We start from the raw sequence: 11,414 nt of genomic DNA, 5'->3' as shown, positions 1-11,414 counted from the left end.
GGCCCGTGAAATTTCCGCTCTCCATCCCGCCCGCTGTTCCCGCCGGCACGCTCGCCGCGAACCCCCAACCGGTCCTGACCGCGCCGGGCGGGCTGGTTCTGCGCGCCTGGGAGGATGCCGACGCGCCGGTCTTCTTCGCCGCGTACCGGGATCCGGCCATCCGGCGCTGGCACACCCGGCATCCCGCGTCGGAGCAGCAGGTGCGCGAGGCGTTCGCGCACTACCGCCTGTCCTGGCAGCGCGAGGACGGCGCGAGCTGGGCGGTGACCCGCGGCGGCGAGGTGCTCGGGCGGATGGCGCTCACCGGGATCGACCTGGCCGACGGCCTCGCGGAGTGCGCCTACTGGATGCTGCCCGCGGCGCGGGGCGCGGGTGTGGCTCCCCGCGCGCTGGTGGCCGTCAGCGACTGGGCGCTGGGCGAGGCCGGGCTGCACCGCCTCGACCTGAACCACTCGACCCGCAACGACGCGTCCTGCCGGGTCGCGGTCAAGGCCGGGTTCCGGCTCGAGGGCACCAAGCGCAGCGAGGCCGTGCACGCCGACGGCCGCCACGACATGCACCTGCACGCCCGCATCCGCGGCGACTCCGCGTAGCGCTCGAGGGCTCAGCCCAGCAGGGCCTGCGCCACGGCGCGGCCGGAGAGCCAGGCGGTCTGCACGCGCGGGCGGCCGAAGGCGTCGCCGCAGAGCCAGACGCGGCCGTCGACGGCGTACGGGGCGTCGACCGGTTCGGGCTGGGCGAAGGTCCAGCGGTGCAGGTGCACCCCCGGCCGGGCGGAGAGGCCGAGCAGCTCCCCGACGGCCCCGGCGAGGATCGGCCCGGCGGCCTCCGGGTCGTCCAGATACCGCGCGGCCAGCGCGGCGGTGGAGTGCGCGACCAGCACCGGGGCGCCGTCCCCGCGGCGGTCGCCGTCGTCGCAGACGGTGGCGAGCACGGGGTGGTCGTTGACGAAGATGCCGGGCAGCTCGCCCCACTCCCGCCGCGGATAGGTCAGGACGGCGGCGATCACCGGGTTCCAGGTCTGCCCGGCGGCCGCCGCGGCGATCCCCGGCGGCGGTGCCAGCCGCAGCGCCTGCGGGCCCGGCATGGCCAGCACGACGGCGTCCGCGTCGGCGGGCACCGCGTCGAGCGGGGCCGACAGCCGCACGTCGAGCCCGTCGGCGAGGTCGGCCGCCAGCGACCGCAGCCCGCCGGGCGCCGCCCACCGTACGGGCCCGGTCGTCTTCTTCCCGCCGGGGTGCACCAGCAGGGTGTCGGTCCACGGCCGGGCCAGCCCGCGGGACTCCCACGACGTGAGCTGCGCGGCGAAGCCCGGATCGTCGGCGACGACGTACGCGGCGCCGATGTCGGCGTACCGGCCGTCGTAGCGCTTGCTGGCCAGCCGGCCGCCGACCACCCGGCCGCGCTCCACCACGCGCACGCGGGCGCCACCGTCGGTCAGGGCCCGGGCACACGAGAGCCCGGCGATCCCGGCGCCCACCACGACAACGTCCATGATCGGACCCTATCCGAGCCGCGGGTGGCGGGGGCCGCCCAGCTTGACCGAGAGCGCGTCCACCAGCGCCCGGTAGGCCGGCGCGTCCGACGACGACGAGTCGGTGTCGGCCGCCACCTCGTCGGCGACGTACGCCGATTCGGTCAGTTGGACGAGCAGGTCGGTCCACCGGGGACCGGTCAGCGTCATCCGGGCGCCGGTCCGGGCGATGTTCGTGCCGGCGCGCAGCAGGCGCTGCTGGCGGGCGGACAGGCGGATCGTGTACGTCCGGTCCGGGCGCAGCCCGAGCTCGGTGAGCGCCTCCAGGCTGACGTCGCCCAGCCCGGTGTAGTCGACCGCGTCGGCGGACACGGTGAACTCGCACCAGCGCGACCAGACCTCGTCGTCGCTGACGACGGACGGGTCCGCGGTGTCGTCGACCCGGGCCCGCCACCGGTAGCTGCCGCCCGGCGCGAGGTCGCCCGGACCGAACTCGAGGACCGGCGAACCGTCCGAGCCTAGGGTCTCGCTGCCGTCGAGCGGCTGGAGCTCGTAGACGATCCGCTCACCCGGCCGCGCCTTGGCGGACACCTTCGTCAGCGTCGTGCCGACCACCGGCCGCCCGGGCCCGGTGACACAGACGGCGCGACCCCCGGTGAGCGCCGGGGTCGGCGCCGGCCGGCTCGGCGCGGACCCGCTCGGCTCGGGTGGCCACCCCTGGTCGGGGTCCACCACCATGCCCTCCAACCCTTCGCAGGCCACCGCGAACCCCACGTCCGGCGTCTCGCGGTACTGCTTCGCTATCTCCAGCGCTGCCGTGAGGCACTGCTGGTAGAGGGCGAGCTCGTCGTCCGGCTCGGCCCGCATGGGCGCCGAGCCGGCCGAGGCGAGCACGATCGCGAGCGCTCCCACCCCGGCCGACCGGCGCAACACCGTACGTCCGAATGCCACCGTCGCCTCCCCGTCCGCCCGTGCCCCGTGGAGCTTAAGGCGGCGCTACGACGTGACCACCACCCCGCCCACGGCGGAGCGGCCCGGCAGGGTCGCCACGAGCTCGACCGTCACGCCGGCGCGGACGCGCTCGCCGAAGACACCGGCGACGGCGTCGGTGACCCCGGCCACCAGGCGCGCGATGATCTCCTCGGAGTCGGGGCGGTGGAACGCGCCCTCCTTGATGCCGAACGTGACGGCCGGCGCGGGCGCCGTCGCCGGCGCGCCGCCGATCCCCCAGCGGTGGGGCGGCAGACCGATCAGGTGCACGACCGTCAGGCTCCGGGCCCACTCGCCGTAGACGGCGACGACGGCGTCGGTCAGGCTTTCGATCAGGGCCGTCTCACGGCCGGCGAGGTCGCTCTCCAGCACGTGGACGCTGAGGTGTGGCATGGCATCCCCCGAATAAATGTCTGGGAGAGCCAAGGTACGCCGACCGTCAGCGCATTGTGGACATCACCACCGGCAGCGGTCCCGCCATCGCCGAGTGGCTGTCCCCGGAGAGGACCGACCCGCGGGGTGGTCAGGCCTCGGACGGGGACTGGGTGGCGGCGGCGCGGGCCTCGCGGCGCTTGGTGATCCACGAGACGGTCTGGTTGACGATCAGGATCAGGATCACGGCGGCCACCACGCCCTGCCACGGCTCGGGGAAGATGGAGCCGCCGGCTACGCCGATCGCGGCGTACACACAGGACCACAGGGCGCACGCGGGGGCGTTGGCGACCACGAACGTGCGCCACGGCATGCCCAGGAAGGCGGCCGCCAGCAGCACCGGCACGCGTCCGCCGGGGATGAGCCGGGAGACGAGCAGCACGGGGATCTGGCTGCGGGTCAGGCGTTCTTTCACGGCGGCCAGGTGTTCCTCGTCGCGCAGCCAGCGCAGCCGCCGGGCGAGCTGCTCTCCGCCGAACCGGCACATCGCGTACATGACCAGGTCGCCCACGTAGGCCCCGGCGGCGCCCGCGGCGACGGTGAACAGGATGGTCAGCGGGTGGTGCTCGTGGAACGCCAGGGCCGCCGCGCCGCTGACGGCGGCGCCGGTGGGCACCACCGGGATGATGGCGCCGAACGCCACCACAGCGAACAGCCAGGCCAGCGCGCCGAGGGTGGCGATCACGCGGTGGGCCCGATCGTCAGCGTCTCGCCGTGGCCCAGCACCCGGACGACCGAGTCGGGGGCCGAGCGCTGGGCGAAGCGCGCGAACTCCGTGCCGGGGTCGTGGAACATGTGCGGGCGCACGCGGGCCATGCCGATCGGCCACAGCGTGCCGTAGTGGACCGGGACAGCCCAGGCGGCCTTGGCGCGGCGCAGCGCCTCGGCGCCGGCCTCCGCGTCGAGGTGGTGCTCGGCGCCGAGCGTGGGACCCCACCCGCCGACCGGGATCAGGGCCAGGTCGAGCGGGGCCAGGTCGCTCATCCGGTCGAACAGGCCGGTGTCGCCGGCGAACCAGGTGCGAGCCGCGCCCTCCACCACGAAGCCGATCGCGACGGCCCGCTCGCGCGACCACGGGCCGCGGGAGCCGTCGTGCGCGGCGGGCACCGCGCGGACGCGGACGGCGCCGACGCTCGTCTCGTCGCCGGGCGCCAGTTCGACCGTACGGGAAAGGGCCTCTTCCCCCAGGCACCGGCCGACGAACCCCGCCGCGCCGCGCGGGACGATCAGCCGGGGCGCGCCGCCGAGCCTGCGCAGCGAGGCCACGTGGAAGTGGTCGGCGTGCAGGTGGGACAGCAGCACGGCGTCGGGCACGCCGGGCAGCTCGGGCGCGGAGCCGGCCTGGCGCCGCAGGTGCGCGACCCGGTCGGTGAGCACCGGGTCGGTGAGCAGCGTCGTGCCGGAGTCCGACAGCCACACGGTGCTGTGGCCCCACCAGGTGACCGAGGTCGTGCTCACGACTTCACGGTACAGAGCCGTTTCAGCGCGCGGCCGCACAGCCGGGCGTACGCGTGCTGGAAGATCACCGAGAGCGGGCCGAGCGCCTTCATGGGGAAGCGGGCGGGACGGCTGTACGCGGACACCACGAACCACACCCGGTCGCGGTCGTCGCGTTCCACCATGAACGCCTCCTCGCCGGTCGCCTGGTGGCCCGGCAGCGTCCCGTACCCGAAACCGATCAGGGACGGCGTGTCCGAGGTCCACACAATTTGGCACGGCACGTGCAGCGGCCCGAGCGCGACGACGATCCGCTCGCCCTCCGCCGCGCGCGGGGCGCCGGTCAGCGTGGTGAACGACCGGTGCATCCGGAAGCTCACGACGTGCTCTCCGGCCTGCCGGAACAGCGCCTCGCCCCGGCCCAGCGGCGTGCGGTGGTAGAGGTGGCGGAAGCCGGGCGGCTTGACTCCCGTACGGGTCCCGCCCACGGGGGAGTACGTCAGTTCACTCACGTGAGCCATGGTGCCCGAGTTTCGGCCGTAACCAACGTTGGGCACACTGTCGGCGTGACTGGTCCTCGCAGTGCCGTGGTGTTCAATCCGGCCAAGGTCCCCGACGTCGACCTCCTGCGCCGCATCGTCGGCGAAGGCGTGGCCAAGGTCGGCTGGCCCGAGCCGGCCTGGTACGAGACGTCCCCGGAGGACCCCGGCGAGGGCCAGGCCAGGCAGGCGATCAAGGACGGCGCCGAGCTGGTCTTCGCGTGCGGCGGCGACGGCACCGTGATGGCGGTGGTGTCCGCGCTGGCCGGCACCGACGTGACGATGGCCGTGCTGCCCGCCGGCACCGGCAACCTGCTGGCCGCCAACCTCGGGCTGGGCGCCGACCCGGCCACCGGCATGGAGGTGGCGATCGAGGGCGGGCGCAAGCGCATCGACGTGGGCGTGGTCGACGGCAAGTGCTTCGTCGTGATGGCCGGCATGGGCTTCGACGCGCAGATGCTGGCCGGCACCTCGGAGCAGGCCAAGAAGCGGATCGGCTGGATCGCGTACGTCGGCGGGGCGCTCAAGCACCTGCGGGACCGGCCGATGCGGGCCCGGATCGTGCTGGACGGCGGCAGCCCCATGCCGCGCCGCCCCCGTACGGTGATCGTCGGCAACGTCGGCCGCCTGCAGGGCGGGGTGCGGCTGCTCACCGAGGCCGACCCGGCCGACGGCAAGCTCGACGTCGCCATCCTGAGCCCGAACAACTTGCGGCACTGGGCGGAGCTGGCCTGGGGCGTGATCCGCCGGCACAAGCGGGTGCCGCTGATGGAGACGTACACCGCCTCCCGGGTCGTGATCCAGTCGCGGTCGATCCAGCCGCGCCAGCTCGACGGCGACCTCATCGAGCCGGGCCGCAAGCTGGACATCCACGTCAAGCCGGCGGCGCTGCTGCTGATGGTGCCGCGCCCGGCGGGCGACCCCGACCTGGCGTACGACGTCGGCCCCGCGGCCGAGGCGGCCGAGGAGATCCGCGAGGCCGCCCGTGAGTAGTACCGAACCCGTTCCCGAGACCAGGGACATGAAGGGGGAGGAGCTTTCGGCCGACGACGCGTTTCACGCCCTGTGGCACTACGGGCGGTGGCCGCTGCTGCGCGACGCGTTCATCCGGTTCCGCTACGGCGACGGGTTCAGCCACGCGCGGGCGTTCGCGTTCCAGCTCTGCCTGGCGATCGTGCCGTTCCTGATCGCGCTCTCCGGTCTCGCCGCCGATCTGGGCGCCGAGGACGGCGGGCGGGTGGTGGCCGAGACCATCCTCGAGCTGACTCCGGGCGCCAGCGACCCGCTCGTCAGCGAGCTGCTCGAGGACACCGAGGAGAGCACGGACGCCGGCGAGGTCGCGCTGACCCTCGGCCTGATCACCGGCCTGGCCGCGCTGACCACGGCCGTCTCGCAGATCGAGCGGGGCGCCAACCGGATCTACGGCGTCGAGCGCGACCGCCCGGCGCCGCTGAAGTACCTGCGCGCCACGGTGCTGGCCGCGATCGCCGGCGTGCCCGCGCTGGTCGGGTTCCTGCTGCTGGTGGCGGGCCGGCCGTTCGGCGACGCCGCGGTGCGGCACTGGCCGTGGGCGGAGGACCTGCGCGTGGCGTGGGACTTCGTCCGCTGGCCGCTGAGCCTGCTGCTGATCGTCTTCGCGGTCGGCCTGCTGTTCAAGTACTCGCCGCGCCGCCACCAGCCCGGGCTGTCCTGGCTGCTGTTCGGCGCGGTGGTGGCGACCGGGCTGTGGTGGCTGGTCAGCCTCATGCTGGCCGGCTACGTGCGGTTCAGCGGGGGCTTCGGCGCCACGTACGGTCCGCTCACCGCGATCATGGCGCTGCTGCTCTGGGCCAACCTGACCGGCATCGCGCTGTTCCTGGGCATCGCGTTCGCCGCCCAGCTCGAGGCGGCCCGGGTCGGCCTGCCCCGCCCGGCGCTGACCGACCGGTGGGAGCCCCCGCCGCAGCCGCGGGCTGGTGTACGGAAAGAGCCCACCGGGTAAGGGCCGGGACATTCCCGACACCCCCGAGGAGCCTGACGTGACCGACGACAACCGCGTGGTGGAACGCGCCGGTTGGGCCCCCCTGCGGCACTTCGCCGGGCGCAGCATCGCCGGGCTGGTCGCGGTCGTGCTCGCCGGGCTGGCCTTCGGCACGCTTCTGCTGCTGGTCCGCGGCAACTGGAGCCCGCTGCGCCGCCTGGACGAGTCGATCGCCGCCGGCCTCAACGACCTCGTCGCCCCGCACCCGGCGGCCGTCAAGGTGCTCACCACGATCACCTCGCTCGGCGGCCGCGGCGTGCTGATCCCGCTGGTCGTCATGGCCGTCGTGGTGCTGCTGATCCGCCGCCTCCCGCGGCTGGCGATCTATCTGGCGGTCACCGGGCTGGGCGCGATGGTCCTCGACCCGGCGCTCAAGGCGCTGGTCGGGCGGGTGCGGCCGGTGGTCGCCGACCCGATCGCGCACGGCGGCGGCAACAGCTTCCCGAGCGGCCACACGCTGGGCGCCACGATCGTGTACGGAATGCTGGCGCTCGTGCTGCTCACCGGCACCCGGGGCCGGCACCGCGGCTGGGTCCTCTCGGCGGCGGGCGCCGTGATCGTCGCGGTCGGGCTCACCCGCATCGCGCTGGGCGTGCACTTCCTCTCCGACGTGCTGGCGGGCTGGCTGCTCGGCCTCGCGTGGATCTGCGTCACCGCGTACGCCTTCCGGGTGTGGCGCCGCGAGGCCGGCCACCCGGACGCCCCCTCGGACGTGCTCGACCCGGAGGCCGCCGACGACCTCGTGCCCGCGCCCGCCGAGGAGCGGGTGCTGCCCCACCCCTGGGCCAAGGGCGCGGAGATCCTGGTCGGCTGGGTGTTCACGTTCGGGATCCTCTACTTCGTCGGGTACGCCCTCACGCAGTGGACGGAGGGCACCCGGTTCGGCTCGCTGGACGACGGCGTGTGCCGCTGGCTGCAGACGTTCCGCACCGAGCGGCTCGACCACCTCAGCTGGCTGGCCTCCAAGGCCGGCGACACCCACGCGATCCTGATGATCAGCCTGGTCTTCTGCCCGATCGCGCTGGCGCTGTGGCGGCAGTGGCGGCCGGTGCTGTTCCTGGTGCTGACCATGATGGGCGAGCTCACGCTGTTCCTCTGCGCCGCCGCCGCGGTGGGCCGCCCCCGCCCGGCGGTCGAGCAGATGGACGGACAGATGCCGACCTCGTCGTTCCCGTCGGGGCACATCGCGGCGACCATGTGCCTCTGGGCGGCGATCGCGATCATCTGCGTGCCGCGCGTGCGCCAGTGGTGGCGCTGGGTGTTCGTCGCGCTCGCCGTGCTGATGCCGGCCCTGGTGGCGCTCTCGCGCATGTATCGCGGCATGCACCACCCGACCGACGTGCTGGGGGCCACGCTGCTGACGCTCTGCTGGGTGGGCGCCCTCTATCTGATCATCCGCCCCAACGAGCGCGCCGAGACCGCCGAGGAGGCGGCCGTCGTCGTTCACGAGCAGGACCGGAGGGCTGTCGCGGCATGAGGTTCATGACCTGGAACATCAAGACCGGCGGTGGCGGGCGGCTCGACGCGATCGCGACGGTGATCCGGCGCGAGCGGCCCGACCTGCTCGCGCTGCAGGAGCTGCGCGGCTTCGAGCGCGACGACGACCGGATCCTGCGCGAGCTCGCCGAGGCGGTCGGCATGGTGCCGCACCTGTCGCGCTCGCTGCTGGGCCAGCCGGTCGCGGTGCTCGTCCGCCCGCCTCTCGAGATCGCCGACCGGGCCACCGTGCGCTGGCGGCTGCACCACGCGGCCGCCGTCGTCACGGTGGCCACCGGCGCCGGGCCGCTGCGCGTCGTGAGCGCCCACCTCAACCCGTTCTCGCCCTACCGCCGGATGCGCGAGGCGGTGTGGCTGGCCGAGCGCTACCGCCCCGACCGGGTGCCCACGGTGGTCGCCGGCGACCTCAACGGGCTCGACCCCGGCACCGACCACACCGGGACGCTCGCCCCGCAGCCCGGCTTCCTGCGCGCCCGGCACCTGGCCGCCGATGGGACGGCCGACACCCGGGCGGTCGCGGCGTTCCTCGACCGCGGCTACACCGACCTGTGGAAGCTGGCCGGTTCGGGGTCGCCGCTGACGGTGCCGACCACCCGGGGCGGCGGGCGCGAGTTCAGCCGCATGCGGCTCGACTACGTGCTGGCGAGCCCGGCGATCGCCGCGGGCGCCACCGGCATGGTGGTCGTGCGCGGCGACGAGACCGAGTTCGCGTCCGACCACTATCCGGTACGGGTGGAATTGTCCCTCGCCTGATCCGGGCATACCCGGCGGCACCACGGTGATCGATTTGTTTGGCGCGGCCTGATCGCTATCATCAGCGGACGCCGCACAGCCGAAGCACTCCGCTGCGGGGGTGCTCGAAACCGGAGGCGTTCGATGGCAGGTCAGCGCTTCGCGGTGCTCGTGGGCGTCAACGACGCCGGCGTCCGCACGCGCGCGACCGGCAACCGCTTCGCCGAGCGCGACGCCGAGGCCGTCGACGAGCAGCTGACGCTCGAGGGCTTCCAGACGCGGCTGCTCACCGGCGCCCGGGCGACCGCGGGCGCCGTCAAGTCGGCGCTGCGCCGCTTCGCCGTGCGCGCCCGCAACACGGACCTGCTGGTCGTCTATTTCGCGGGCAGCACGCTGACGCCCGCCTGGAGCCACGGCGCCGACACCTACCTGGTCACGTCGGGCCTCGACGAGGCGGCCCTGCCCGGCGATCCCGACGGCGGGCTGCGGATGTCGTTCCTCGAGCGCGACGTGCTCGACTTCTTCCCCGGCTCGGCGGTGCTCGTCCTCGACGCCGTGGGAACCGTCGCGTACGGCGGCCGCCGCTCCAGCGCCCTGCTGTCCGGCGCGCCCGACGCGGCCGCGCGGGAGAACCCGGTCATCCAGCACGGCGTGCTCACCGCGCACGTGCTCGCGACGCTGCGCCGCCACCCGCACGTCACGTTCGGCGCGCTCACCGCGGCCGTCCGCGAGCAGGGCCTCTCGCCGCAGGTGGTGAGCCCGCCGTGGGGCGCGGGCGTGGCGCTGACCGGCGCCGCCGGCGAGCCCGCGCCCGCGCTGGTGCCGCTGGCGAACCCGCTCGATCCCGAGGCGGGCGACATCCTGGCCCTGATCGGGCGGCTGTCCCGCAATGCCCGCATGCCCCGGCACGCCGCCCCGCGCTCGTCCGGCAACCGCGCCGACGCGGGGGTGGCCGCGCCCTCCCGGGTCGGCTACGTGCGGGCGGCCACCGAGGCGTACTCCGTCGCGCTGCTCGAATACACCGCGGGCAGCTTCCAGCCGATCGACTCGACCAAGCGCTTCGACCTCGACGAGATCCGGCCGCTGCTGCGCTTCCCGCCGGGCGCCGACTGGTTCGGGCACACCGCCCACGACGACCGCCGTACGGTGCTGTCGGTCCCGCTGCGGCACGCCGAGGGCCGGTCGCTGCTGCTCGCCGTGGTCGATCCCGCGCCCGCGCTGCTGACCCTCGGCCAGCCGCTCGCCAAGATCCTGGAGACCGTCTGGCGTACGGACTTCGCGGCGTCACCCGACGAGGCCGAGATCGAGGTCGTGACCGCGCTGCGCGGCGCGTTCGGCCGGCTGCCCCGCCCGCTCTACGAGCACTGCTTCGAGCTCTACCGGCGCGTGCTCTCGTCGTACTCCGTGGTGTTCCAGCCGGTCATCACGCTGGGCAAGACCGCCCGGCGGGTCGAGGTGCACAGCTACGAGGCGCTGGCCCGCCGCTCGCCCACCGACCAGCGCGCGCCCGTGGTCATGCTGCGGCTGGCCGAGGTGTGGGGCGACCGTTTCGTGGTCGAGCGCGACAAGGTGATCCTGCGGATGGCGCTCACCGCCTATGCCCAGGCGCACGCCGAGGGCCCGTGGCGCGAGCCCAAGCCGCTGTCGGTCAACGTCGCCGTCCGCTCGCTGCTGAGCGACGCGTACGTGGAGGTGCTGCGCACCACCGTCGCCGAGCTGGGCCTCGACCCCGCAGCCGTCACGCTGGAGATCTCCGAGCAGGACCCGATCGAGCCCCGCCGCGGCGAGCAATGGGCCGAGGCGCCGCACGCGTACTTCCACAACCGCCTGGCCGCGATCGCCCGCGACGTCGGGGTGGCGTTCGCCGTGGACGACTTCGGCGAGGGGTACGCGTCATTGTCGCGCATGGCCGAGCTGCCGCTCACCCAGATCAAGGTGGACCGCGCCATCCTGCACCACCCGCTGGCGGCCAAGGAGCTGTCGCTGGTCATGGACACCGCCCGCTACGCCGGCCACCCTCCGCGGGTGGTCATCGTCGAGGGCGTGGACAACGAGTCGCCGCTCACGCTGCGCGAGATCTACGAGCAGCGGATCCGCCACGTGCAGGGCTACATCACCCAGCAGCCGGCCGCGCCCACGCTGAGCACGCTGCCGCCCGAGGTCTGCGAACGGATCGCCGCCCTGGTCCGCGGCGACGACGAGCACCGCGGCACGCTGATGACCCGCGCCGACGACCTCCCCCTGCAGCGCGGCGCCTGACCGCGCGACCCGCCGGCGCCCGGGCGCCGGCGGT

Annotated in this window: 12 protein-coding genes; 6 read left to right on the top strand and 6 right to left on the bottom strand. The window is 74.4% G+C overall.

Annotated features, from left to right (window positions below; genetic code table 11):
- The first annotated feature begins 5 nt into the window (after positions 1 to 5).
- Positions 6 to 593 carry a GNAT family N-acetyltransferase gene (locus ACSNN8_RS03470; protein ID WP_436646920.1) on the top strand — a complete coding sequence of 196 codons (588 nt, stop codon included), beginning with the start codon at positions 6 to 8 and terminating at the stop codon, positions 591 to 593.
- An 11-nt stretch (positions 594 to 604) separates the two neighbouring features.
- On the opposite strand, the gene ACSNN8_RS03465 is transcribed toward ACSNN8_RS03470, so the two are convergent.
- From ACSNN8_RS03465 to ACSNN8_RS03440, 6 genes are all read right to left on the bottom strand, one after another.
- A complete protein-coding gene (locus ACSNN8_RS03465) occupies positions 605 to 1,495 on the bottom strand; it encodes an NAD(P)/FAD-dependent oxidoreductase (RefSeq protein WP_436646919.1) in 891 nt (296 codons plus the stop codon).
- A 9-nt stretch (positions 1,496 to 1,504) separates the two neighbouring features.
- A complete protein-coding gene (locus ACSNN8_RS03460) occupies positions 1,505 to 2,425 on the bottom strand; it encodes a hypothetical protein (RefSeq protein WP_436646918.1) in 921 nt (306 codons plus the stop codon).
- Positions 2,426 to 2,470: 45 nt separating this feature from the next.
- The gene (locus tag ACSNN8_RS03455) at positions 2,471 to 2,857 is read right to left on the bottom strand and encodes a hypothetical protein (RefSeq protein WP_436646917.1); all 387 of its coding nucleotides are present in this window, start codon (positions 2,855 to 2,857) and stop codon (positions 2,471 to 2,473) included.
- Positions 2,858 to 2,987: 130 nt separating this feature from the next.
- A complete protein-coding gene (locus tag ACSNN8_RS03450) occupies positions 2,988 to 3,581 on the bottom strand; it encodes a DedA family protein (protein ID WP_436646916.1) in 594 nt (197 codons plus the stop codon).
- Positions 3,578 to 4,354: an MBL fold metallo-hydrolase gene (locus ACSNN8_RS03445; RefSeq protein ID WP_436646915.1), complete on the bottom strand. Its 777-nt coding sequence runs from the start codon at positions 4,352 to 4,354 to the stop codon at positions 3,578 to 3,580. The genes ACSNN8_RS03450 and ACSNN8_RS03445 overlap by 4 nt, the downstream gene beginning before the upstream one ends.
- Positions 4,351 to 4,854, bottom strand: a complete 504-nt coding sequence (locus ACSNN8_RS03440; protein WP_436646914.1) for a DUF1990 family protein — start codon at positions 4,852 to 4,854, stop codon at positions 4,351 to 4,353. The genes ACSNN8_RS03445 and ACSNN8_RS03440 overlap by 4 nt, the downstream gene beginning before the upstream one ends.
- A gap of 45 nt (positions 4,855 to 4,899) precedes the next feature.
- On the opposite strand from ACSNN8_RS03440, the gene ACSNN8_RS03435 reads away from it, so the two are divergent.
- The 5 genes from ACSNN8_RS03435 (at position 4,900) to ACSNN8_RS03415 (ending at position 11,380) form a co-directional block, all read left to right on the top strand.
- Positions 4,900 to 5,865 carry a diacylglycerol/lipid kinase family protein gene (locus ACSNN8_RS03435; RefSeq protein WP_436646913.1) on the top strand — a complete coding sequence of 322 codons (966 nt, stop codon included), beginning with the start codon at positions 4,900 to 4,902 and terminating at the stop codon, positions 5,863 to 5,865.
- Entirely contained in the window at positions 5,858 to 6,853 is a 996-nt protein-coding gene (locus ACSNN8_RS03430) for a YihY/virulence factor BrkB family protein (protein ID WP_436646912.1), read from the top strand. Before ACSNN8_RS03435 ends, ACSNN8_RS03430 begins: the two co-directional genes overlap by 8 nt.
- Before the next feature lie 37 nt (positions 6,854 to 6,890).
- Positions 6,891 to 8,369 carry a phosphatase PAP2 family protein gene (locus ACSNN8_RS03425; RefSeq protein ID WP_436646911.1) on the top strand — a complete coding sequence of 493 codons (1,479 nt, stop codon included), beginning with the start codon at positions 6,891 to 6,893 and terminating at the stop codon, positions 8,367 to 8,369.
- Complete coding sequence (locus tag ACSNN8_RS03420) at positions 8,366 to 9,142, top strand: endonuclease/exonuclease/phosphatase family protein (RefSeq protein ID WP_436646910.1); 777 nt, start codon at positions 8,366 to 8,368, stop codon at positions 9,140 to 9,142. Before ACSNN8_RS03425 ends, ACSNN8_RS03420 begins: the two co-directional genes overlap by 4 nt.
- Positions 9,143 to 9,265: 123 nt before the next feature.
- Positions 9,266 to 11,380: an EAL domain-containing protein gene (locus ACSNN8_RS03415; protein WP_436646909.1), complete on the top strand. Its 2,115-nt coding sequence runs from the start codon at positions 9,266 to 9,268 to the stop codon at positions 11,378 to 11,380.
- The last annotated feature ends 34 nt before the right edge of the window (positions 11,381 to 11,414 follow it).

This window comes from Actinoplanes sp. URMC 104 (assembly GCF_051386375.1).
Classification (GTDB): Bacteria; Actinomycetota; Actinomycetes; order Mycobacteriales; family Micromonosporaceae; genus Actinoplanes.
Note: the sequence above shows the minus strand (reverse complement) of the source record. Positions and strands in the feature narration are given on the sequence as shown.